Below are 23,546 nucleotides of genomic sequence, written 5' to 3' on the forward strand. Positions count from 1 at the left end.
GAACCCCGAACCCCGAACCCCGCAATTAAGCTATCAGTTTCTCCGCAATATTTAATTCCATAGTGGCTTTTAGCAATCGGTATAAATTAATTGATGCGTCTATTTCTTCTTTACGGTTGGTTAAGCTTTCAATATTTAAACCCAGTGGTACACCTAAGTGGGCACAGCTTTTTAAAATTGAGTCGAGGTTTTCGCGACAAATACGCACCGATTCGCTTAATGTATTTTCCGAATCAAGCATGCGCCATTTAGTTGCCTCTGGCACTGAAATACCTAGCCACTGCATAAACTCTAAGGTTTTTTCACCACCACAAGGCGTAAAGGTTAATATAATCCGATTAGGTGTCAGGCCTTGTGCTTTGCATGTGCGCGCATAACTGGTTATTAAATCTATGGTTGCTTGTGCGTTGTACACGGCTTGAGAGATAAAAAACTGGCATCCTTGTGCTGTTTTTTCTATTAATCGTTGGTGCTCGTTGCGCTTATTGGCATGGCGCTCAGCAATGGTTACACCACCTAAAAAGAAGTCTTCTGACTGCTCTGCTAGTGTTTTGTAGGCATTCGGTAAGCTCAGCTTTATATCACCGGCTGATGATGGGCTACCCACTAACACTACGTTTTTTAAATCGTAGTCATTTTTAGTTTCATCTAACCACGCTTTAAACTCACTCACACCGCGCTGAGCTACACTTTTATAAGTAATTACATCAAGATCAGATAAGCCTCGTAAGAGTTGACTGTACTCGCGCGGATCAACTGTTTGCTTAAATGCAAATGGACGTGCTTGCTCTGTACGACTGCTTTCATCTTGAATGTCATAAATAATCACACCGTCATATTCAATTTCGTGTAAACGGCCTAATAACTTTTCGGCAATGACTTTTAATTGCGCTTTATCAGTCCCAATTTTTGGCGGTGTTGTGCCAATTAGGTAAACACCTTGGTTGGTGTCCTGTATTTTTTCTTGAAGTGATAAAGCCATAATCCCCATTCCAGCTTAATTAGTGATGATGGATTTAATATAGCAGCCATTTAGACGTCTAGATAGATTTATTTATTGAAAGTTTCTCAATTAACGTGAATTATTTTCATAGTTAAACCAAGTTACCAGCAATAACTGACACAGTTGTTTACATAATTAATAGGCTTAGGGCTCTTATATTTAATTACTTTACGGCATACTTAGTTTGGTAAATGTTTTAAAAATTGCTCAATTTAAAAAGGGATAACAATGAAATTTAAATTATTGGCAACTAGCCTAGCGGTATCGCTGGCCTTAACCGGTTGTGCTATGCAGCAAAGTCAAAACACGCAAACAGCAGCTCAACAAGAACAAGTTAATAAAGCAGATGAGCGTGTTTTTTCACAAGATTACCTAATAGAAGAGCTAGATAACGGCCTACGTGTGATGGTAGTTAAAACCGATTACCCAGATGTAGTATCGCTACAAATACCTGTATCTGTTGGCTCGCGTAATGAAGTGGAAGCGGGTAAAACTGGTTTTGCTCACTTTTTTGAACACATGATGTTTAAAGGCTCTGAAAAGTTTCCGCAAGATGTGTATTCAGATATTTTAAAAAATTCTGGAGTTGATAACCGCGCCTACACAACTAACGATTACACTAACTACCACTTAAACTTTTCAAAACAGCATCTTGATAAAGTACTTGAAATTGAAGCGGATATTTTTCAAAACCTAAGCTATACCGAAGAGCAATTTAGAACCGAAGCGCTAACAGTTAAAGGCGAGTACTTAAAAAATAACGCCAGTCCAATTCGTAAATTATTAAGTGCGGTACGCCAAGAAGCGTTCGAAAAACATACCTATAAACACACTACAATGGGCTTTTTTGAAGACATTGAAGCCATGCCAGATCAAATGGCCTACGGTAAAGAGTTTTTTGCTAAGTTTTATAAACCTGAATATGTATCGCTTGTGATTGTTGGTGATGTTGAGCCAAAAGAGACCATGGCGATGGTTAAAAAACACTGGGGTAACTGGCAAAAAGGCGACTATGTTGCTGATATTCCTAAAGAGCCAACTCAGCAAGCGCCAAAATATGTGCATGAGCAAAACGAAGGATTACCTGGTCACTGGTTACTTGTGTCGTATAAAGGGGCTGCATGGGAGCCTCAGAAAAAAGACAGAGCCGCATTAGATTTACTGTCGCAGCTTTACTTTTCGAGCAATTCAAATGTTTACCAAGAGCTGGTAGTAGAAAAACAAATCGCGAGTCAAATGTTTACCTATAACCCTGAAACTAAAGATCCAGGGTTACTGCATGTATTTGTAAAAGTTGAAAATGCCGATGATTTAGCCACAGTGCGTGATGCTATAAACCGTACGTATGCCAAAGCGCGTACCGAGTTGGTTGATAGCCAAAAACTCAGCGATTTAAAGTCTAATCTTAAATACAGCTTTATAAATGGTTTAGATTCATCGCAAGCAATTGCCTCTACACTTGCCAGCTATATGCATTTTGAGCGCGATCCTGAGGTGATTAACCAGCTGTATAAATCGGCAGACAATATCACTAGCGAAGATATTAGAGCCATTGCCAATAAGTACTTTGTTGATAATGCGCGCACCACAATTACTATGTCGGCACTTGATAAAGCCCCTGGTTTTGAACAAGAAAGCGATTTAGATGCCTTGGTAGCAAAATATCAGCAAGCACCGAGTAAGCCTATCTTTAACGTGCTTGATAAAACTAATAGCTCGCCGTTAATCGATATTAACTTATTATTTAATACCGGTGCGGCTGCCGATCCGCAGGGTAAAAAAGGCGTGGCAGCACTCACTGCCGCAATGCTGGCGCAAGGTGGCTCAACCTCAATGAGTTACAAAGAGATTAAAAAGGCAATGTACCCGCTGGCGGGTAGTTTTGGTTATCAAATAGATAAAGAAATGCTGTCGTTCCAAGGGCGTATTCATAAAGATAATGCAGCTCAGTGGTATGCTTTAGTGAGTGAGCAGCTTCTAAACCCAGGCTTTAGAGAAGATGACTTTAAACGTCTGAAAAAAGAAATGATCGATGGCATTAAATCGGGTTTAAAAGCTTCTAACGACGAAGAGTTGGGTAAAGAAGTGCTCTACAGTGTGCTTTATAAAGGCCACCCTTATGAAAGCTATAACTACGGTGACTTATCAGATTTAGAAGCGCTGACTCTTGATGATGTTAAAGCGTTTTATAATGCTGAACTTACACAAGCTAAACTTACTGTGGGTTTAATTGGTGCCGTACCTGAAAAACTTAAAGCACAAATGTTAGCTGACCTAGCGACGCTCCCTAAAGGCGAACAAAGCCGCTTAACAATCCCTGATGCGCCAGAGCTTAAAGGTCATCATGCAACGATTGTTGAAAAGTCAGCGCAATCAACGGCTGTGTCGTTCGGGTTTCCTATTGATACCATTCGTAGCAGCGAAGACTGGACCGCATTGTGGCTAGTGCGTTCGTACTTTGGTGAGCATCGCAGTTCTAACAGTTACTTGTACGAACGTATTCGTCAAACACGTGGTATGAATTACGGTGATTACGCCTATATTGAATACTTCCCTAGAGGTATGTTTCAAACTAAACCGGATGCAAACTTAGGGCGCTCTGAGCAAATATTCCAAGTGTGGTTGCGTCCACTGCGCTCAAACAACGATGCGCATTTTGCTACCCGTACCGCACTATTTGAGCTAGATAAGCTAATTAAAAATGGTATGACCGAGGCAGATTTTGAAGCCACACGTAACTTTTTAATTAACTTTGTGCCACAAATGGTTGCTAGTCAAAATCGCCAGTTAGGTTATGCGCTAGATAGCGAGTTTTATAACACCGATAGTTTTGTAAACTACGTCACAAGCAAACTGAAAACATTGACTGTTGGCGATGTAAATCGAGTGATTAAAGACAACCTACAAACTGAGAATATTCACTATGTGTTTGTTACCGGTGATGGTGAAGATATGCAAAAACGCTTAGCAACAATGAAAACCTCGCCTATGGTGTATAACACCGATAAGCCTGCCGAGTTAGTGGCTGAAGATAAGGTAATTGCTGATTATAAATTAGCAATACCAGCAAAAAATATTGAAGTAGTAAAGGTGGATAAAGTATTTCAATAATTTAAGTTCTTAAATATAAAAAAATGCCCCTGTGTCGTAAGCATTGGGGCATTTTATAAATGGTTAAATCTGCATAGCTGTCATATGACATGACTTGAAAAAAGTAATATAAGCCTGAAATTTAACTGGTTATATCTAATAACTAGAACAAATAACAAAGGGATTAACACCTAGGCGGCTAAATCCGTTAGAATTGGCCTTAGGCTCTTTGTAATAACTTAAGGCATTATTATGCGTCATGAAATTTGGCAACAGCTTCGTAGCGAAGCAAATGAAGTAGTAACTCGTGAACCCCTTTTAGCGAGCCATGTGTATTCGTGTATTTTAAATCACGAATGCTTAGGGTCGGCATTGAGTTTTATTGTTGCTAATAAACTAGCTGATGCTGTGGTTTCTGCTTTTACAATCCGTGAGTTGTTTGACCAAGCCTTTGTAAAGTGTGACCGCATGCTGACACATGTTGCTCATGATATTAAAGCGGTAAAAGATCGTGACCCTGCGGCCGAAACCTACCTTACCGTGATTTTAAATTTAAAAGGGTTTCACGCCATACAAGCGCATCGTTTAGCAAATTGCTTATGGCAACAAAACCGTAAAGAGCTTGCGCGCTTTATTCAAAGCCGTACTTCAGAGGTGTTTGGGGTTGATATTCACCCTGCCTGTAAAGTCGGCCAAGGCATTATGTTTGACCATGCTACCGGTATTGTAATTGGTGAAACCGCTGTAATTGAAGATAATGTATCCATATTACAATCGGTTACATTGGGTGGTACGGGTAACGAGCAAGGCGATCGCCACCCTAAAATTAGAGCGGGCGTACTTATTGGCGCGGGCGCTAAAGTACTGGGTAACATTGAAGTGGGCGAGGGCGCACGTATTGGTGCAGGCTCTGTGGTACTAAGCCCTGTGCCGCCTCACACAACTGCTGTTGGCGTACCTGCAAAAATTATTGGTCGCCCTGATTGTGAGTGCCCGGCAGAAAGTATGAACCAAAACTTTTTAGAATATCCCGAGCCAGAAAACGAATCGCACACCAGTGCAATGCTTTAATTTTTGAGTACCTAGAAATGATATATAAAAGTAACATTGTGGCTATGCTGCTCTGTTTTTCTTCAGGCGTGGCGTTAGCAAGTGGTTACTTTTTGTTTTTTAAAGATTCCACACGTGTTTCCTCAGCGCCCAAACAACCAGTAATCTCTTCGGCTAGCACTCAAGTCAATAATCAAGCAACTACTTTGCAAGGTTTAGTGCAGGTTAATAAAGCCCATGCGGCTGATCAACAAACTCAGCTAGCACAACATGTGGTTGAGCTTAATCAGCAGCTTGAAAAAAAATCAATCCAGCTTAAGCAATCTCAACAACAGCTAAAGCTAAATCAATTAGAAAGTGTAGAGCTTGATGATGAGCTCGCAATACAGTTTGAGCATGAGGCTGATAATCTCGAATGGAGTTACGAGCTTGAAGTCGCGTTAACTGACTTTTTAATTATTAATGAGTTTGCAGATAGCGCTGAGCTTACAGCGCTAAAGTGTAAGCAAACAATTTGTAAGTTTGAGCTTACCATAAACCAACATGCCGTTAATTATGGAGCTAAATTATGGCGCGAGCTAAACGATAAGCTTCACCTTGAACCTTGGTGGCAGCAATTTAAACTCAGTGCATCTCAATCTAACGATGCCCGTATTGAGTTTACTGTTAGTACACAAGGCTAGCGCTTAGCAATATGGCTAAGCTTCTACCTTTGAAATAACCTGACCATCTACTAACTCAGTGGTCAACACATCACCCACTTTTACATCTTCCACTGATTTAACCACTTTATTTTGCGCCGTTTTCGTTATGCTGTAACCGCGCGCTAATACATTAAGGGGGCTAACCGAATCAAGCCGACTCGCCTGTAAGGCAAGGGTGTTATTTGCTTGTTGCAGCTGATGCTGCATCGCTTGGTGTAACCTTGTATGGAGCTGTGCTAACTGATGGTTTGCATTTGCTAGCTTTTTATCTGGTGATTGGCGCATTAGTCTGGGTGTTAAATTAGCTAACACGCGTTCTTGTTGATATAAACGCTGACGCATTGCCTGTTGCAGTGCAATACTCAACTCATCTAAGCGTTGTGATTTTTGGTTTAGCTGATTGCGCGGGTGACATAAATTTAAGCGATGCTGCAACTGTATGGCTTGTGCGCGTTTATCGGCAATGTCGTGTTTAAATGCATTCGCTAAACGATTAATTAACTGATTAACCCTATTATGTAGCTCTTGTGTATTGGGGCTTACGAGCTCTGCGGCTGCAGAAGGGGTTGCGGCGCGTACATCAGCGACATAATCGCTAATTGTGGTATCTATTTCATGGCCAACAGCGCTCACAATGGGCAGCGAGCTTTGATAAATAGCACGAGCAAGTTGTTCATGGTTAAAGCACCATAAATCTTCTAATGAACCACCACCGCGTCCGAGAATGATAACGTCGACTTCATTACGTAAATTTGCCAGCTCTATTTGATTTATCAAATGGCCATGCGCTTCTTTGCCTTGCACCATAGCAGGATAAATAACCACTGCTAATTGCGGAGCACGACGTTTTAGCACAGTTAAAATATCTTTGATTGCGGCGCCTGTAGGTGAGGTGATAACCCCTATGCGATTTATGTTTTGGGGTAGGGGTTTTTTATAGGCGGAGCTAAATAAGCCCTCTGCAGCCAAACGCATTTTTAGCGCGTCAAACTCTTGCTTAAGTTGCCCTTCGCCGGCAGGCTCCATATGTTCAACAATAAGCTGGTAGTCACCACGGGGTTCGTACAAAGATACACGTGCTTTAACGGTTACTTGTGCGCCGTTAATTGGTCGGTAACTTTGGTTGCGATTATTGCCTCGCCACATGGCGGCTTTAATTTGCGCTTTATCGTCTTTTAACGAAAAATACCAATGCCCAGAAGCAGGCGCAATAAAGTTAGAAATTTCACCGGTGAGTACTAAAGACGCAAAACCTTGTTCAAGTAAGGCACGTATTTCACGATTAAGGCGAGATACGGTATAAATCGTTTGCGAGGGCTTAGAAAACATAAAAACTACCAAAAAACATTTATAAATCTAGCTTATCATAAATAAATACAAAATATTATTTACTAGTGCCCACAACGCTGTTAAAATTTGGCCGCAATTCCTTATCTTAGATCCACATGTGAGAAGTTGCCAAAATGCTTAGAATCGCTAAAGAAGCTCTTACCTTTGATGACGTACTTTTAGTACCTGGTCATTCTACTGTTTTGCCACATACGGCAAATATTTCAACTCGCTTAACGCGTGGTATCAAACTTAACTTGCCGCTCATTTCAGCATCTATGGATACTGTTACAGAAGCTCGTTTAGCTATTGCCCTCGCGCAGGAAGGTGGTCTTGGTTTTATCCATAAAAACATGACCATTGCAGAACAAGCGAAAAATGTTCGTAAAGTTAAAACCTATGAAGCAGGTATTGTTTCATACCCTGTTACAGTTACTGCCGATCTGACTATTGCAGATGCTGTTGAATTGTCTCAGGAAAAGGGATTCTCAGGTTTTCCGGTCACCGATAGCGAAAATAACCTTGTAGGTATTGTAACTAGTCGTGATATGCGCTTTGAAACTAAGCTTGAACAGCCGGTTTCAACAGTGATGACGAAAAAAGAAAACCTAGTAACGGTTAAAGAGGGAACGGCTCGCGAAGATATCTTAAGCTTAATGCACGAACACCGCATTGAGAAGATTCTTGTGGTTGATGATGCGTTTAAACTTAAAGGCATGATCACCGTAAAAGATTACCAAAAAGCACAAGACAAACCAGACGCGTGTAAAGACGAGCAAGGTCGTTTACGTGTAGGTGCTGCGGTAGGTGTTGGCGCAGGTACTGATGAGCGTATTGCTGCATTAGTTGAAGCCGGTGTTGATGTACTACTAATCGATACTTCTCATGGTCACTCACAAGGTGTTATTGACCGTGTTGCAGCGACTCGTCAAGCTTACCCTGATTTACAAATTGTTGCGGGTAATGTGGCAACTGCCGAAGGTGCTATTGCGCTTGCAGATGCCGGTGTTGATGCTGTTAAAGTAGGTATCGGCCCAGGTTCTATTTGTACTACACGTATTGTTACTGGTTGTGGTGTACCACAAATAACAGCTATTTCTGATGCGGTTGAAGGCCTTAAAGGTCGCGATATTCCAGTGATTGCCGATGGCGGTATTCGTTTTTCTGGTGATATTGTAAAAGCATTGGTTGCGGGTGCATCGTGTGTAATGGTTGGCTCTATGCTCGCGGGTACTGAAGAGGCACCAGGTGAAGTTGAACTTTATCAAGGTCGTTACTACAAGTCTTACCGTGGTATGGGTAGCCTAGGTGCGATGGATCAAAAAGAAGGGTCATCGGATCGCTACTTCCAAAAATCAAACCAAGCTGACAAGTTAGTACCAGAAGGTATTGAAGGTCGTGTTGCTTATAAAGGGCCAATTGCAACCATTATTCACCAACAAGTGGGTGGTCTTCGCAGTGCAATGGGCTTAACCGGTTGTGCCACAATCGAAGAGTTAAACACTAAACCACAGTTTGTACGTGTAACTTCTGCTGGTATGGGTGAGTCGCATGTTCATGATGTGCAAATCACTAAAGAAGCACCGAACTACCGTTTAGGCTAATCAGCCTTAACAACTTGAAATAAGTGGGCTAACCTTTGTTAGCCCTAATATAGTCACACAGCTTAAGCTGGTGGCGTTTAGCACCTGACTTTACGAGATACTTCATGAGCAAAGACATTCACGATTCACGAATCCTCATTTTAGATTTTGGTTCACAATACACGCAGTTAATCGCCCGTCGCGTGCGCGAAATTGGTGTTTATTGTGAGCTTTGGGCTTGGGATGTAACCGAAGAGCAAATTCGCGAGTTTAACCCACAAGGTATTATCCTTTCAGGTGGCCCAGAATCAACTACGCTTGAAAACAGCCCACGTGCTCCTGAGTATGTATTTAATGCAGGCGTTCCAGTACTTGGTATTTGTTACGGTATGCAAACTATGGCAACGCAGCTTGGCGGCCGTGTACATAGCTCAGATAAAAAAGAATTTGGTTACGCACAAGTTGAAAAAGTGGGTAGCTGTGCATTATTTGATGCCATTGAAGATCACATTACTGATGGCGGTAATGGCGTACTAGATGTGTGGATGAGCCACGGCGATAAAGTAATGGAAATTCCAGATACGTTTAAAACCACTGCTAAAACATCTACTTGCCCACATGCGGCAATGTCTAACGAAGAAAAACGCTTTTACGGCGTACAATTTCACCCAGAAGTAACCCACACACATCAAGGTCAACGTTTACTAGAGCGTTTTGCTATTGATATTTGTGGTTGTGAAAAACTATGGACGCCAGCAAAAATCATTGATGATGCTATTGAGCGTATCAAAGAAACAGTAGGCGACGACGAAGTTATTTTAGGCTTATCAGGCGGTGTAGATTCATCGGTTGTAGCTATGCTTATTCACCGTGCTATTGGTGAACGCCTAACCTGTGTATTTGTTGATAACGGGCTACTTCGTTTAAACGAAGGCCAGCAAGTTATGGATATGTTTGGCAATAAGTTTGGCTTAAACATTGTTAAAGTAGATGCCGAAGATCAATTCTTAAATGACTTAGCAGGTAAATCAGATCCTGAAGATAAACGTAAAGCCATTGGCCACACGTTTATTAATGTATTTGATGAGCAAGCTAAAAAGCTTAAAAACGCAAAATGGTTAGGCCAAGGTACAATTTACCCTGACGTAATCGAATCAGCGGCCTCAGCGACTGGTAAAGCGCACGTAATTAAATCGCACCATAATGTGGGCGGCTTACCAGATGATATGCAAATGGGCTTAGTAGAGCCATTACGTGAGTTATTTAAAGATGAAGTACGTAAAATTGGTTTAGAGCTAGGTTTACCGTACGACATGCTTTACCGCCACCCATTCCCAGGGCCTGGTTTAGGTGTGCGTGTACTTGGCGAAATCAAAAAAGAGTACTGTGATTTACTTCGCCGCGCTGATGCTATTTTCATTGAAGAGCTTCACAAAGCAGAGCTTTACCATAAAGTAAGCCAAGCGTTTACTGTATTCTTACCGGTTAAGTCGGTAGGGGTTATGGGTGATGCACGTAAGTACGATTGGGTTGTTTCACTTCGTTGTGTAGAAACCATCGACTTTATGACTGCGCGTTGGTCACATTTACCGTATGAATTCTTAGGTGTGGTTTCAAACCGTATCATTAACGAAATCGACGGTATTTCACGTGTTGTTTACGATATTTCAGGTAAACCACCTGCCACTATCGAATGGGAATAATCCTCCCGTTACTGTAATTTCGTAATAACTAACGGCGAATTAGCATGCTAATTCGCCGTTTTGTTTATTTAAAAAGCAAACAAACCAAAAAGTTGATTTTTTACTTTACCTTTGTCAAAAGGTCTTTATAATTCATCGTCATTGCAGGGGCGTAGTTCCAATTGGTAGAACAGCGGTCTCCAAAACCGACGGTTGGGAGTTCGAATCTCTCCGCCCCTGCCATTTCTTCTTTACATCGTTTTGATTACTTCCTATATTATTCATCTTACTAATCCATCGAGTTGTTATGCATTCACGTTACGCATCTGTTTTTGGTATAGAAAAGCTTGAACTTAATCAACACTTTCGCCCAGCTCAAGCTGAGTTGTCAGCGACTTCATCGTTAATTCTCTCTGATACATTAAAAGATGATATTGAGCGTGCCTTTGCGCCTGTAACAATAAACTCAATTGTTAAATCATCAACCATTGAGTTTAGTGAGCAACAATTAGGCCTGCCTGATTCTAACCTAACCTGTGCGCAAAAACGTGCGTTATGGGCTTTAATGAGTGAACACCTTGATGCACTTTAAGTCGGTTACCGATGAGAATATCAATGAGCTGATGGCCATTGAAAATGCCTGTCATACACACCCTTGGACGTTAAAAACAATGCAGTCGTGTTTGCAGGGGCGCTATTTTAATTTAGCTGCGTTCGATGACGAGCAAATGATAGGCTTTTACATTGGTGAAAAAGCAGGGCCCGATTTTACCTTAATGGATATTTGTGTCGCCCCGAGCTTTCAGGGACAAGGATTTGCTAAGCAGTTATTAACGCAGTTTATAGCGTACGGCGAGCAACACAGTGCCGAAAACTTATTTTTAGAAGTGAGAGAGTCTAATACGCGGGCGATTGCATTGTATGAGCGTGCGGGCTTTATTGAAATGTCAGTACGTAAAAATTATTACCCCAGCGATGCGCCAAATAAAAACGGCTTTGAAGATGCGATTTTAATGGGCATGGCACTGGGTTTAAATTTTTAATGATTACTTATTAGCGATGGCTTGTTCTATTGCTGTAATGAGTTCTACAACGCGTTTTTCTCTTTGAGTCATATCATTGCCTTTTAAACTTTGCTCAAGCGCTGATGCGCTATGGTAAATATCATCAAAGTTAAAACAACCAGCACTGCCCTTAATACTGTGGGCAAGTGCGCGTAGTGTTTCGCAATCTTGGTTGTTATAAAGGGTTTTTATCTGCTTTAAGTAATCAGGTAAACTTGCCAAATAATTAGCATTTATTTGCTGAAATTTCTCACTTTTTAATAAGCTATCCCATTTATTTTGATTATCGCGTTCAAGGTGTAAATAGCTGACTAATACATTTTCTAGTGCGTCTTTATCAATGGGTTTACCAAGCGCTTTGTTACAGCCTGCTTCAAGGTAAGTATCTATATCATGGTTCATGACATTTGCGGTCAGGGCGATAATTGGGCCATCGTAGGCGGCATCTCTGAGCATTTTAGTTGCTTCTAAGCCGCCCATAACCGGCATTTGCATATCCATGATTATAAGCTGGTAGTCGTTCACTAGTGCCATTTCTACTGCTTGTGCGCCATTATTGGCTATATCAGGCTCTAACCCCCATGTTTGAAGGAGTAATTTTATCAGCAACTGATTATCGGGGTTATCTTCTGCCACTAAAATATGCGCATCAAAGTTATTGGTTGCAAAAGAAAGTTGCGGGTCTTTTTCGGGTGATAGCTGAGAGTGTTCAGTCAAAAAAAGGTTACTACTAAGCCCATTACCTAAATGACAATCTATATCGATAGTAAAACAACTACCCACACCCACTTCACTGGTGACGCTGACATCGCCACCGAGCAGCTGAGCCAAATTTTTTGAAATACATAGCCCTAATCCTGTACCACCAAATCGGCGTGTGGTTGTGGCATCAGCTTGTTCAAATGGCGTAAATAATCGACTGATTTGGTTTGCCGACATGCCTATACCGGTGTCTTCAACTATAAATGTAAGAGTTTTTGGTGCTTGAAACTTTGCCGTAATTGTTACTTGGCCTTGCTCAGTAAATTTAACCGCGTTACTGGCAATATTAATCAGTATTTGTTTTAAACGAGTAACGTCACTATTTATGGTATGTGGTAATGGTAGCGAATAATTAATTGTAAATGAAAGCAGTTTCTCTTGTGCTAAAGGTTTAATGATTGATTCAACATCATGAATAAGCTGCACAACATTTAATGGTGTTTGCTCAACAGCGAGTTTTTCGGCTTCAATTTTTGATAAATCGAGGATGTTATTAATAAGCTCTAATAAATGTTTTGAATTACGAAGAATAGTGCCTAAATGATGTTTATCGTTTGTTTTCTTATCGCTATGCAGTAGTTGCTCGGTAAAACCCATAATAGCAGTGAGCGGAGTGCGAATTTCATGACTCATATTGGCTAAAAAACGGCTCTTAAGCTGGTTTGCTTGCTCTGCTTGAGCGATGGCTGTTTCAAGCTTGCTATTCATTGATTCAAGTGCCTTAGTACGGCTCTCTACTTTGTCTTCTAAGTGATGCTTATATTCTTCTAGCTGCTCTTGATAGTGCTTAATTTGGTTAATCATGTGATTAAAGTCGTTAAACAGTATGCCTACCTCATCGGTTGTATAAGCAGGCAGTGTTACTGAAAGGTCGCCATCACCAACGCGATGACTTGCTTCACCTAGTAATTCAATTGGGTTAAGCAGTAAATTGCGCACCACAATAAAAATTAAGATCGGTAGGGTGATCACAGAAATAATTACAATTAGCCCAGTGATGACACTAATTGCTTTACCTGATTGATACAGTACCGCTTTAGGAATGGTCGACACATAATAGTAGCCGCCACTCATTTGGGCTGCAAAAATCAATCGTTCTATTTTATCAACGCTCGAAAGCTCAATGGTTGATAAGCTGCCAATATCAGCTAGGTCATTAATTTTATTAAGTTCATACTCACTAACATAGTGGCCACGCATTTTGTAATCAGAGCTAAATAAAATTTTACCATCATTGGCGAGCAGTAAATTTAAGGTGTTGTTATAAGGGGCTTCTAAAATACTGGTGTTTAAAATCGAAGGTTCGACCTTAAGGACAATAAAACCAAGTTGTTGTGGGCGTTTTAAATAGTAGTCAACGCTGTATATGCGTTGCACAAAATATAAGTTGGTGGTGCCGTCTTCTTTTTGCACCATAAACTGCTGCTGGCTTAAATTACTTTGTATAACTTGGTCAAAAAACGGATAAGACTTTGGCGCGACAGTTAAATTACTGGAGTAATAGGCATCACTTTCACCGGTTTTTGAGACTAAATTAATACTAATAATATCAGGGTAGGCTTCACTGTAACTGGCAAATACATCCATTAACGCGCCAAGGCGATAGGTATAGCTGGCGTCTTCAAATAAATCTTTAGCTAAAAAGTCACTTAGTACCGGTGAGGCAGAGAGTAACTTAGCCGTTGCATGAAAAGAGTCTATATAGTTAAATACTTTTTGCTGTTGTTGCTCTACAAAGCGACTCATGATCAAGTCAGCTTGTTTTTGCGTAGAGTTAGTTACATTAGTGAGCGTAAACCCACCTAAAAATAACAACGGCAGTATAACTAGTGGAGTTATATACCATAATAATCGAATACTTAGCTTACTGGTTTTCATTACCCAACATCAAATCCTCCATGTAATCGAACAATAATATGATTTACAGCCCTATTACTCAAGCTTGGTGTTAAGTTAGTGGGCAATTTATAGCGTTATTGTTAATAATCGCTGAAAACACCAAACTTAAAAAAGATCCGTTAATAACCAACCATTGATTGTTTATAAAGCCAAGATCAGCGAAAATAGTCTTTAATTACGATTAACTTAACGGATAGCGTCACAAGAGCTAATTTGGGTTCTTGTTGGGGTATGTTGAGCTTTAGAGGTTAGCTTGTTTTTAGCCTTGAAAGCTCAGCATACTAAAATACAAATACATCCGTATATCAACTAAAAGAACCTTTTTAATGGCAGACCAAAATCTCCTTAGCGAAATTAATAAACGTCGTACCTTTGCGATCATCTCGCATCCTGATGCCGCCCAGCCTTTCAACGCTTAAAATCACCTTTCATTGCACACCACAATCACATCTCTACGTACTGAATTTAAAGGCTTTTTGTCTTTTTATCGTTTATTTGCTTTTCAATGATGTTCAAGCGTAACCTCGGAAAGTGTGTACAAACTTGAGTACAAATTCCATTTTAGAGGCCGTTGGCGAAAATTCCATGACACAAATCTGGCTATAGGCCTTGTGGCTACTGGGTTTGATGAAGGAAGTAACTCCTGCTTTTGGTACTTTTGTTTCGACATTACAAAAACGGAATAAATGCGATCATCTCTAGTTTTTTGTTTATAAGTTTATGAATTTAAAGGGGTCGTCATTGTGGTTTTTGGTGTGTCATCGTTGCGAGTGTACAAACAGTGTGTACAAATTTTTCTCGTTAGGCGTGTTGATTGCTATTCATGACACAAACCGCCTTGTAACCCTTGTTATTCATAGGTTTGAGCTGAAAAGTACCTAATAGCAACATTTGTGTTTTGATAAGGCTGATCTTCTGAACAAATCATGCATCTTTCTGACCATCAACAAGTGATGAATCAGGCGATGATAGCTTTACATTGATTTTCAGGAGAATGCAGATGACAGCAGTAGCGCACCAGGTAACCCCTTTTCTAACGTCTTACGAAGTGATGGCTCGTTACCACATTAGCTACACGACGCTATGGCGAAGAATAAAAGATGGCAGCTTGCCGCAACCTCGTATCAACCGAAGTACACGAAACAAGCTGTGGCACATTAAAGATTTGGAGGAGTATGAGAAGAAAGAGGACTGAGCCTCTTTCTTTTACTGTCCGAAACGCCAGTTGAACGGAAAGCCCCATGATGAAGATGGTCTGTTTATCGATAGCTACCTAGCGCTGCTAGGTAAAATCGTTACGCAGCAAGGGCGTTCGGCCACGTTTCATCGGATCTACCTAAGTGAAGATGGATTCAAAGCGCCGGTTGAAAAGCCAAAAAAGATGATGCCCATACCAAGTGATAGAACAATCACTGGTGGTGCTATTCCGATAGGTGAGCCTGGTGAGGTACTAGGTGTTTCTGAAGGTATAGAGACGGCTTTAGCGGTAACCAGAGCAACGGGGCAAACATGTTGGTCGGTTGTGAATGCAACCCTACTGGCTAGGTTTGAACCACCAAGTAATGTGAAAATGCTGTACATCTGGGCAGACCACGATCTCTCTGAGACCGGCCTGAATGCAGCGAATGAACTCAAGAAAAAAGCCTAGCATAAAGGAATTCTGACACAAGTTCTAATCCCTCCGATACCAACGTCACTTGGCGTGAAAAGTTGGGATTGGAATGATGTGTTGAATGTTTACGGTGCCATGGGCTTTCCGAAAGTTCATATCTGATCTAAGGGGCTTCGGCCCCTTTTTTTGCGCCTTGCATATTTGAAAAATCATGGAGAATGAAAAATAGATAACCAATAGGAGAAACAAACATGATGGTATTAACCCTGTTAACAAAGCAGATTGATGGCGAGTTTACGGTTTACTGGAAGACCGGCCTTCGAAGAGGTGGTGAGCTAAAGGTCGATTTAGGTGAGCAATACGACAAGCTACCTGAGCAGCAAAAGCCAATTGCAGCTGAGCTCTATGCTATTCATCACCTTCTGTCAGTGAAAGAGGTGATGGGGAGTAACCGAAGCGGCAATGGGCTTCAAATCCGAGTCAGTAAAGGAGCCATCAAAAAGTTACAGAAACAACGCTCAACTCAGCATTCACTTTACAGCCTGACCAGGTTCTTGCTCACTCGATACCAGGAAGCACAGATCTCGGTAGAGAAGCGGGACGATTGGCTCTCACATTCCTTCGAAGAATACAGCGTCGATAATGCTACAGTGAGAGAAATCGATGAGGTCATCAACGTTCCGAACATTGGACCTGTCGTGGTGACTCGTCATGCACTGGAACGGTTTGTGGAACGGCTTTCAGACGGTGCTCCTAAGCATCCGTGGAAAGCTTTGTGTTCAAAGCTGCTATGCTCGGCGCTAACTAAAGCCCAGTTACCAGAAAGTGTCGCTATCCAAAAAGCAAAAAAATATGCACAAGAGGCCGAGTTCTGGCAGCATGAGGGGAGCAGGATGCACTTTGTCATGGTTCCAGGTGGCTCAATTAAAACGTTAGTGACGGTTTTTGCAGAAAAGTAAGCTAATGTAGTATTCGCAATTTCTGAATATTACTTATGTGCCATAAAAATTCACTTCAAGTCGATTAAATTGCTGCTTCTAACTGATAGCGAACGTTCAGCAAGAAGTATTAGAAGTACTTTTTTGCGGGTCTTTAAAAGTGAGGACTTAGTCTTTGAAAACTCCGATGTACGGTGTGGGAAGGCTGACTGACCTTTTCTATGTTCATTTCTCAGTGAGTATAAATTTAGTATTATGCAGTCTAATTACCTATTCCAATTATCGTAGAGTTTGTTAAGCATTATGACAATAAAGAAAAAGGGGCGCCCCAAAGCCAGTGAAGCGGGGTTATTTGAAGAAAAGATCTTGGCCTGTGCCACTGACCTATTCATGAGCCAGGGCTATGGTAGAACTTCGATTAGTCAGATTTTGAGTGTATCAGATTGCGGTAAATCTGCTTTTTACCTGAGGTTTGGTGACAAAGAAAGTTTATTTTCTGCTGTGGTTCAACGTTCAATAAGAACATTGTTTACTGAATTAGGTGAAGCTCCAAAATATGGCAATCTTAACGATTGTCTTCAACAGGTTGGTGAGAAGCTTGCTGTTGGGATGCTCGCTGACAGATGTATTGCTTTTATCAGAATTACTGCGGCGGAAACTCTTAATTTTCCGCTGTTGGCGCAAAAGGCATATCAATCGAGCCTCACTGGCTCGGTAGATTACGTGGAATCCGCTATCAAAACTTTCTTCGAAGGTCGCGATGATGATCACCTCAGAGAAATTGCAGTAAGGTTTTGTGAGTTAGTTATTCAACCTTTATGCTTTCAAGCTGCTTTTGGCTGTCTCCCTGAAAACTCAAAAGAGCACATCTGTGACCATGTGTCAGATGTAATTGTTCTGTTAAATGCTAAAGGATTGATTAATAGTCTCTAGGTTTGAATTGACAACATCTGCAATAAACGACAAAATGGACCGAACAGTCCATTTATCGGAGGCGTTGTGAATAAGTTGAACCAACAAGGGTTAGCATCAAGCACTGACATTGCTCAAATCTATGAAATACTAAGCCAGACCTATCCTACGTTCGAGAACACAGATGACCCTTGGATGACCAACGGCCTCTCAAGTACCCCATTCAAGAGCTTAGTTTCAGTGTGCCTGTCAACTATGACCATCACAAAGCGGGTGGTAAATGCCTGTGTTCCCTTATATCAGAGGGTTTCGAATTTCGAAGAACTGCTAGCGCTCGATGATGAAGAATTAAGGCAAATCATAAAGCCTGTAGCTCATTACAACAGAAAAACAGTGAATCTAAAGTTGATGGCTCGACAGATCATTGAGCTTCACAATGGTAACATCCCGGAAACTAGAGAAGAGTTGATGAAGCTTCAGGGAGTGGGCCGTAAGGTCACGGATATTATGCTTAATTTTGTATTCTCTAAAGACACAATAGCCGTCGATACCCATGTACTTAGGGTGTTGAACCGTTTAAAAATAATTGCGACTGATTCGGCCGAAGATGCGGCGGTAAAGATTAATCTTATCACGCCAACATTTTACAAAAAACATGCGCATGAATGGCTAATACAACACGGTATGCAAGTGTGTACAGCCAGAAAACCGAAGTGCTCCGAGTGTTGTGTAAATCAGCTTTGCAAACAATTCGATTCTTAAACAAGCCTTTTTCGACAGTTCAGCCAGCCTCTTGTTGAAAGGGCTGGTCTTACTTTGTGGAGACTCCTGTTGCACAAGTTTATACACATAGACATGGACGCTTTCTTCGCGTCTGTAGAAATTCGAGACAGGCCTGAGATAAGTCATAATCCGGTTGCTGTTATTGGAACTGTCAGCAGGTCTCCTGTCCTTGCTACCTGCAACTATACCGCTCGTGCTGTTGGGCTTCGTTCTGCAATGTTGCTCTCTGATGCTTTAATTATTTGCCCGGACTTAATTACTTTCCCTGCAAGGATGGAGCTTTACAGAAGCGTTATACCCGTGATCATTGAAGATGCTTGATTTTCAGAGTAATGAGGATCATGCTACGCCCCATGAAGATAACGCTGACCAAAGAACAAAAGCAAGCACTCGATATCCAGCACGATAAAACGCGTGATGGTCGAGTCCGTGACCGTATAAAAGCGGTATTGCTAACGTCTGAAGGTTGGAGTACTGCAATGATTTCTCAAGCTTTGCGTATTCATGAAACCACCGTTCTGCGCCATCTTCAGGACTACCAGCAATCAGAGAAGCTAAAGCCCGAAAATGGTGGCTCCAGTAGTCGATTATCCGATTCCCAAACTATGGCGCTTATTGAGCGCCTCACTGAGGTGACCTACCACCACTCTCATCAGATTGTGGCCTATGTCCTAGAGCAGTTTGGTGTGAGCTATACAGTCGCAGGTATGAACAAGTGGCTGCACCACAATGGCTTTAGCTACAAGAAGCCTAAAGGTGTCCCCCATCGATTTAGTGAAGCTAAACAGCAGGAGTTTGTTGAGGCCTACAAGGCACTCAAATCCCGCTGCGGCAGGGACGAACCCATCTTGTTCATGGATGCGGTTCACCCGACTCAAGCTACAAAAATCACTCATGGGTGGATACGTACCGGGCAGGATAAACCTATAGAGACAACAGGAAGCCGCAGCCGCCTCAACATTGTTGGCGCACTGAACCTCTTAGATATTGGCAATACGGTTATTAGCGCTTATGAAAGCATCAACAGCGAAAATATCGTTCGGTTTTTCTGTAGACTGAGAGAGAGCTACCCACTAAATCAAAAGCTTCACCTCATCTTAGATGGTGCGGGGTATCACCGTACAGATTTGGTAAAAGATGCGGCTTTTGTGTTGAACATAGAACTTCACTATCTGCCACCTTATAGCCCCAACCTCAACCCAATAGAACGGTTATGGAAGGTAATGAACGAGCAAGTAAGAAACAACGTTTACTTCAAAAGTAAGCGTGACTTTGAAGCTGCTATCCGGCGATTTTTCACTGTGTCTCTTCCGGAGATTGCAGGCTCCCTAGCGTCACGTATTAACGATAACTTTCAAATGTTAAATCCTGCATCTTCAAGTTGAACAGGTATAGTGCAGAGATGAATGAGTTGCTCCTAAAGTACACAGATAAGATTGAAATGCCCTCCTTGGATGAAGCGTATCTCGATGTCTCTGACTCGACAATGTTTGAAGGAAGCGCTGCAAAGTTAGCTCAAGCTATCACATTAGACATAAAAGAAAATATAGGATTGTCGGTCTCCTCTGGGGTTGCACCACTTAAATTTCTGTCAAAAATTGCCTCTGATGTTTATAAACCCGGAGGACTTTGCGTGGTCCCGCCGAATGAAATAGGTGTTTTCATCAGCAGACTAACGTTGGATAAAATTCCTGGGGTCGGACCGTCAACATTAGCAAAACTGAAAGCAGTTGGTTTATTTACGGGGACAGACATTCAAAGTGCTCCACTGCAACAACTAAAGGCGTTGTTCGGTCGCAATGGTGAGCTACTTTGGTGGAGGTGTCAGGGCGTTGATAGGGCACATGTGGTCGTTCAAAAAGAAAAGCAATCGGTAGGCATCGAACGAACATTACCTAAAAATTTTTATATGTAGTTGATAGGGCTGTGAATGTTTTGCTAAAAGATTTGCTACTTGAGTTGATGACCAGAGAAGCTATTATTTTTTCGAAACGAAAGATTTCGAGGTTATCAGTAAAAGTCCGTTTTACCAATTTCCAAAGTGTCGAGCGTGAAGCAAAAGCAACTCACCTTTGTCATCAAAAACTTGCAGACTTAGTACATCGTTGTTGGGAATGTGGTCACGGTTCACCAGTCCGCTTGACTGGTTTGTCTGTAGGTTTAACTGATGCCAGTGAAAATGAAGAGCAACTGAGCCTTTTTCATCACTAAGTCAAAATTTAGGATGCAGTGAAGCGGATGTTAGTTCGTCTAAGTGATTTTAAACGTCACAGTTATCAACCCTGATAGAAGAGGTAGTCAGCTTGAACTTACAGGTTGTTTGGTTTAAACGCGATTTGCGAGTTGTAGACCACGAAGCATTATCTCGTGCCAGTTTACTGGGGCCTGTGCTTTGTTTCTACCAGGTTGAACACGAGTACTGGCAATTGCCAGACACAAGTAATCGGCAATGGCTCTTCATTCGTGAATCTCTCTTCGACCTTGCCGAGCAGTTGCAGAATATCGGCGGTCGGCTGGTTCTTTTTGAAGGAAACGTTGAAGTTGCGTTAAAGCAAATTCTCTGCAACTTTGGCCATTTTACTCTACACAGCCACGAAGAAATTGGTAACTTGTGGACATTTGAAAGAGATCAGAAAGTTGCACGATGGTGCAGGCAAGAGCATATTGATTGGAGAGAATACGCTCAGTTCGGGGTTGTAAGGCCTATTAGTAAAAGGAAGTCCAGATTTAAGGCACATTGGGATGAATGGATTTCCCGACCCCCATCTACGGTGTCTGACAATTCGTATTTCATCAACGCTGAATTACCCTCGGAATTAAAGCTATCAAATTTGCCAACTCTTGTGACCTACGACGAGTTGGATTGTCCGCTTAGACAATTGGGCGGCAGAACAAACGGTTTGCTTATTCTCGAAAGCTTCTTAAATCATCGTAGTGAACGTTACAGAGGATCGATCAGTTCTCCTCTAACGGCGGAAAGTGGATGTTCCAGGTTAAGCCCTTATTTAGCGAACGGATGCCTGAGTCTGAGGGAGATTGCCAATGCAGTGCTATTAGCCCAGAAAAAAGTGCAAAACAGTTTCTGGAAAAAAAGCTTACATGATTATTACACTCGCTTGTGGTGGCACTGCTACTTTATCCAGACTTTCGAGAGTAATCATCATATGGAACATGTAGCGCTTACATCCGCGATGGAAAAGCTTGATCGTCCTTTTGATGCCGAGAAATTTGAAGCTTGGAAAATGGGACGAACAGGATGGCCCATGGTTGATGCTTGCATGCGCTGCCTTCACGCTCATGGTTGGATCAACTTTAGGATGAGAGCCATGCTGGTTTCCGTTGCGACCTTTTCTCTTTCCTTACCTTGGAGACCTGTAGCCGAGTGGCTGGCTAAGTTATTTGTAGACTTTGAACCCGGCATACATTATCCACAGATCCAGATGCACAGTGGAATGTCGGGAAATAAAACACTAAGGATTTATAATCCTGTAAATCAAGCGTGTGATCTCGATAAGTCTGGTATTTTTGTAAAAAGATGGATTCCTGAATTAAGGGATATCAGTCACACTTGGATTTTTGAACCTTGGAAAAGTAAAGGTTATTTGAAGACTGGTGTTAAATCGGAAGGAGGATCTTTTTATCCTGCTCCCCTTGTAGATTTTGAAATTGTTCACAGAACAGCTAAAGCAAAAATCACAGAGTTAAGAGCGCAGCACAACATTATCGCTGCAAAAGGTTTTAATGAACAAAATCAAAAAAGATCACGCTCTAGCTCTAAGTCGTCAAGAAAGCGAAAAGCGACCGATGATAACGAAAGGAATCAGTTAAGTTTATTTTAAATTGAATCAGTCTCGACTTGAGCTGTTCTATCGCCACGAAAAGGTGGCAGTTAAATGGCGCACAGAATTTGGAAACTTATCAAAGACAACACCCTGGGAACACGAAAATTGAGTGTCTGCAATCAATTGGGAAAGCGGACATTCATTTTTTCAACATTCCCAGTTCTGAACAACCGCTTCACGCTCAAAGCGGAAAATCATATCTTTTGCTCATTAACTGTCACGTTAGCTATTTTTAATGATCACAACGGTGCGTCAGAAACACTCACAATTCCTTCATCTATCTGTCCAATCGCTCTAACGGGGATATTTAGCATGTTAGCTCTATGAAATTTTCTGGAGCTGACAATGAGAACCCCTTTGTTACCTTGGTTTATCCTATGGGTGACCATCCCAATCATTATTTTCTTTCTATTCATCTTGCCCGCCTATGCTAGTGATGGGCAATTCTATCAGCGTGGTCAGGAAGGCTGGTTTTGGTATCAGGTCATTCCTGAACCTAAACAGCCTGATGAGCTTACAAAGCCAGAATTTGGTGCGGAAGAGTCGAGTCAGAGCGAGCTAAAGCCTTTCAGTGCAGCTTGGTTTCGTGAGCACATGCAGTCGTTCATGGACAAGGCAATTGATGAGCCGACGAATGAGAATGTCAGAGCCTATCTGTATCTCCAGCGAGTCATGATGGATAAGGGCTCACAGTTTGCTGATGTTAGTCAGCAGGTGGTCATGGGCGATCCTGTTTTGGATGAAATCAGTCGCAGACCCTTGGCGACCTATGCTGCCAATCGGATGGATCGAGAAGCTGGCGCTCAACGTGATGTAGCTTTAGGTGAAGTAGCAAAACGGGCTGGCTTGTTCTTCTTTTATCGTTCGGATTGCCCTTACTGCCATGCTCAAGCGCCAATTATTGAGTCCATGGCCTTGAACTACGGTTTCGAGGTGTTTGCTATTGCTGTCGATGGCTTGCCTTTACCTGGTGGAGAATTTCCAAACTACAAAGTCGATTCAGGACAAGCTCAATCCCTGTCCGTTACGACTGTTCCTGCTGTGTTCTTAGTAGACCCGCCTAATGTTATTACTCCAATTGGCCAAGGTGCAATGAGCCTTGATGAGCTCAATAATCGAATCATTCTCGCAGCCCATCAAGCCGGTTGGATTGACGATCAAACTTACTATGCCACCAGACCTGTTCAGCCCGGCGTGTCACTCGCGATGTCAGCCCAAGAGCTTAACGAGAAGATATTACAGGACCCTGAGTTCCTTGTTCGCTATCTGCGTGCACCTGTCTCTTGATCACAT

General features: G+C 41.9%; 20 protein-coding genes and 1 tRNA gene. 18 read left to right on the forward strand and 3 right to left on the reverse strand.

All coding sequences use genetic code 11. From position 1 onward, the window contains the following. Positions 1–25 precede the first annotated feature (25 nt). Positions 26–982, reverse strand: coding sequence for a methylenetetrahydrofolate reductase (locus CWC14_RS12075; protein ID WP_138563101.1), 957 nt, complete (start codon positions 980–982; stop codon positions 26–28). Positions 983–1,231: 249 nt separating this feature from the next. Here CWC14_RS12075 and CWC14_RS12080 point away from each other — a divergent pair, with 249 nt between their 5' ends. The 3 genes from CWC14_RS12080 to CWC14_RS12090 all read left to right on the forward strand — a co-directional run bounded on the left by CWC14_RS12080 (position 1,232) and on the right by CWC14_RS12090 (position 5,826). Continuing rightward, positions 1,232–4,114 (forward strand): M16 family metallopeptidase, encoded by a 2,883-nt coding sequence (locus CWC14_RS12080; protein ID WP_138563102.1) that lies wholly within the window; start codon positions 1,232–1,234, stop codon positions 4,112–4,114. A gap of 231 nt (positions 4,115–4,345) precedes the next feature. Next, entirely contained in the window at positions 4,346–5,164 is an 819-nt protein-coding gene (gene cysE, locus CWC14_RS12085; RefSeq protein ID WP_010387694.1) for a serine O-acetyltransferase, read from the forward strand. Positions 5,165–5,208: 44 nt separating this feature from the next. Further along, positions 5,209–5,826, forward strand: a complete 618-nt coding sequence (locus CWC14_RS12090; protein ID WP_249928745.1) for a hypothetical protein — start codon at positions 5,209–5,211, stop codon at positions 5,824–5,826. Positions 5,827–5,841: 15 nt separating this feature from the next. On the opposite strand, the gene xseA is transcribed toward CWC14_RS12090, so the two are convergent. Further along, positions 5,842–7,176 (reverse strand): exodeoxyribonuclease VII large subunit, encoded by a 1,335-nt coding sequence (gene xseA, locus CWC14_RS12095; RefSeq protein ID WP_138563104.1) that lies wholly within the window; start codon positions 7,174–7,176, stop codon positions 5,842–5,844. A gap of 134 nt (positions 7,177–7,310) precedes the next feature. Here xseA and guaB point away from each other — a divergent pair, with 134 nt between their 5' ends. The 5 genes from guaB to rimI all read left to right on the forward strand — a co-directional run bounded on the left by guaB (position 7,311) and on the right by rimI (position 11,484). Beyond that, entirely contained in the window at positions 7,311–8,780 is a 1,470-nt protein-coding gene (guaB, locus tag CWC14_RS12100; RefSeq protein ID WP_008110278.1) for an IMP dehydrogenase, read from the forward strand. 104 nt (positions 8,781–8,884) lie between these two features. Continuing rightward, positions 8,885–10,462, forward strand: coding sequence for a glutamine-hydrolyzing GMP synthase (gene guaA, locus CWC14_RS12105; RefSeq protein ID WP_138563105.1), 1,578 nt, complete (start codon positions 8,885–8,887; stop codon positions 10,460–10,462). A 145-nt stretch (positions 10,463–10,607) separates the two neighbouring features. Beyond that, a tRNA-Trp gene (locus CWC14_RS12110) sits at positions 10,608–10,684 on the forward strand. A 64-nt stretch (positions 10,685–10,748) separates the two neighbouring features. Then, positions 10,749–11,033, forward strand: coding sequence for a hypothetical protein (locus CWC14_RS12115; RefSeq protein ID WP_138563106.1), 285 nt, complete (start codon positions 10,749–10,751; stop codon positions 11,031–11,033). Then, a complete protein-coding gene (gene rimI / locus CWC14_RS12120) occupies positions 11,020–11,484 on the forward strand; it encodes a ribosomal protein S18-alanine N-acetyltransferase (RefSeq protein ID WP_171036850.1) in 465 nt (154 codons plus the stop codon). Before CWC14_RS12115 ends, rimI begins: the two co-directional genes overlap by 14 nt. 3 nt (positions 11,485–11,487) lie before the next feature. On the opposite strand, the gene CWC14_RS12125 is transcribed toward rimI, so the two are convergent. Then, entirely contained in the window at positions 11,488–14,145 is a 2,658-nt protein-coding gene (locus CWC14_RS12125) for an ATP-binding protein (protein ID WP_138563107.1), read from the reverse strand. 1,246 nt (positions 14,146–15,391) lie between these two features. Between CWC14_RS12125 and CWC14_RS12140 the strand changes: the two genes are divergently transcribed. The 10 genes from CWC14_RS12140 to CWC14_RS12185 all read left to right on the forward strand — a co-directional run bounded on the left by CWC14_RS12140 (position 15,392) and on the right by CWC14_RS12185 (position 23,540). Beyond that, positions 15,392–15,814, forward strand: a complete 423-nt coding sequence (locus tag CWC14_RS12140; protein ID WP_502705422.1) for a toprim domain-containing protein — start codon at positions 15,392–15,394, stop codon at positions 15,812–15,814. Between the two features lie 215 nt (positions 15,815–16,029). Next, on the forward strand, positions 16,030–16,737 hold the full coding sequence (locus tag CWC14_RS12145; RefSeq protein WP_138563109.1) for a hypothetical protein: 708 nt from the start codon (positions 16,030–16,032) through the stop codon (positions 16,735–16,737). A 282-nt stretch (positions 16,738–17,019) separates the two neighbouring features. After that, positions 17,020–17,649 (forward strand): TetR/AcrR family transcriptional regulator, encoded by a 630-nt coding sequence (locus tag CWC14_RS12150; protein ID WP_138563110.1) that lies wholly within the window; start codon positions 17,020–17,022, stop codon positions 17,647–17,649. Between the two features lie 66 nt (positions 17,650–17,715). After that, the gene (locus CWC14_RS12155) at positions 17,716–18,390 is read left to right on the forward strand and encodes an endonuclease III domain-containing protein (RefSeq protein ID WP_212746553.1); all 675 of its coding nucleotides are present in this window, start codon (positions 17,716–17,718) and stop codon (positions 18,388–18,390) included. Between the two features lie 93 nt (positions 18,391–18,483). Further along, positions 18,484–18,732 (forward strand): Y-family DNA polymerase, encoded by a 249-nt coding sequence (locus tag CWC14_RS20040; RefSeq protein ID WP_502705423.1) that lies wholly within the window; start codon positions 18,484–18,486, stop codon positions 18,730–18,732. A gap of 32 nt (positions 18,733–18,764) precedes the next feature. Then, the gene (locus CWC14_RS12165; protein WP_138563112.1) at positions 18,765–19,796 is read left to right on the forward strand and encodes an IS630 family transposase; all 1,032 of its coding nucleotides are present in this window, start codon (positions 18,765–18,767) and stop codon (positions 19,794–19,796) included. Between the two features lie 17 nt (positions 19,797–19,813). Continuing rightward, a complete protein-coding gene (locus tag CWC14_RS12170; protein WP_138563113.1) occupies positions 19,814–20,326 on the forward strand; it encodes a Y-family DNA polymerase in 513 nt (170 codons plus the stop codon). 11 nt (positions 20,327–20,337) lie between these two features. Then, positions 20,338–20,622 carry a DinB/UmuC family translesion DNA polymerase gene (locus CWC14_RS12175; RefSeq protein ID WP_138563114.1) on the forward strand — a complete coding sequence of 95 codons (285 nt, stop codon included), beginning with the start codon at positions 20,338–20,340 and terminating at the stop codon, positions 20,620–20,622. Between the two features lie 92 nt (positions 20,623–20,714). Then, positions 20,715–22,250 (forward strand): cryptochrome/deoxyribodipyrimidine photo-lyase family protein, encoded by a 1,536-nt coding sequence (locus tag CWC14_RS12180; RefSeq protein WP_138563115.1) that lies wholly within the window; start codon positions 20,715–20,717, stop codon positions 22,248–22,250. A 348-nt stretch (positions 22,251–22,598) separates the two neighbouring features. After that, a complete protein-coding gene (locus CWC14_RS12185; protein WP_138563116.1) occupies positions 22,599–23,540 on the forward strand; it encodes a thioredoxin family protein in 942 nt (313 codons plus the stop codon). Positions 23,541–23,546: the final 6 nt, after the last annotated feature.

Source organism: Pseudoalteromonas sp. S3260, from assembly GCF_005886925.1.
In the GTDB taxonomy this organism is placed as follows: Bacteria; Pseudomonadota; Gammaproteobacteria; order Enterobacterales; family Alteromonadaceae; genus Pseudoalteromonas; species Pseudoalteromonas tetraodonis.

Bases quoted from the DNA above. Each gene is read 5' to 3' on its own strand.
- CWC14_RS12075 (WP_138563101.1), bottom strand. From the start codon at position 982: ATGGCTTTATCACTTCAAGAAAAAATACAGGACACCAACCAAGGTGTT.
- CWC14_RS12080 (WP_138563102.1), top strand. From the start codon at position 1,232: ATGAAATTTAAATTATTGGCAACTAGCCTAGCGGTATCGCTGGCCTTA.
- cysE (WP_010387694.1), top strand. From the start codon at position 4,346: ATGCGTCATGAAATTTGGCAACAGCTTCGTAGCGAAGCAAATGAAGTA.
- CWC14_RS12090 (WP_249928745.1), top strand. From the start codon at position 5,209: ATGCTGCTCTGTTTTTCTTCAGGCGTGGCGTTAGCAAGTGGTTACTTT.
- xseA (WP_138563104.1), bottom strand. From the start codon at position 7,176: ATGTTTTCTAAGCCCTCGCAAACGATTTATACCGTATCTCGCCTTAAT.
- guaB (WP_008110278.1), top strand. From the start codon at position 7,311: ATGCTTAGAATCGCTAAAGAAGCTCTTACCTTTGATGACGTACTTTTA.
- guaA (WP_138563105.1), top strand. From the start codon at position 8,885: ATGAGCAAAGACATTCACGATTCACGAATCCTCATTTTAGATTTTGGT.
- CWC14_RS12115 (WP_138563106.1), top strand. From the start codon at position 10,749: ATGCATTCACGTTACGCATCTGTTTTTGGTATAGAAAAGCTTGAACTT.
- CWC14_RS12125 (WP_138563107.1), bottom strand. From the start codon at position 14,145: ATGAAAACCAGTAAGCTAAGTATTCGATTATTATGGTATATAACTCCA.
- CWC14_RS12145 (WP_138563109.1), top strand. From the start codon at position 16,030: ATGATGGTATTAACCCTGTTAACAAAGCAGATTGATGGCGAGTTTACG.
- CWC14_RS12150 (WP_138563110.1), top strand. From the start codon at position 17,020: ATGACAATAAAGAAAAAGGGGCGCCCCAAAGCCAGTGAAGCGGGGTTA.
- CWC14_RS20040 (WP_502705423.1), top strand. From the start codon at position 18,484: ATGGACGCTTTCTTCGCGTCTGTAGAAATTCGAGACAGGCCTGAGATA.
- CWC14_RS12165 (WP_138563112.1), top strand. From the start codon at position 18,765: ATGAAGATAACGCTGACCAAAGAACAAAAGCAAGCACTCGATATCCAG.
- CWC14_RS12170 (WP_138563113.1), top strand. From the start codon at position 19,814: ATGAATGAGTTGCTCCTAAAGTACACAGATAAGATTGAAATGCCCTCC.
- CWC14_RS12185 (WP_138563116.1), top strand. From the start codon at position 22,599: ATGAGAACCCCTTTGTTACCTTGGTTTATCCTATGGGTGACCATCCCA.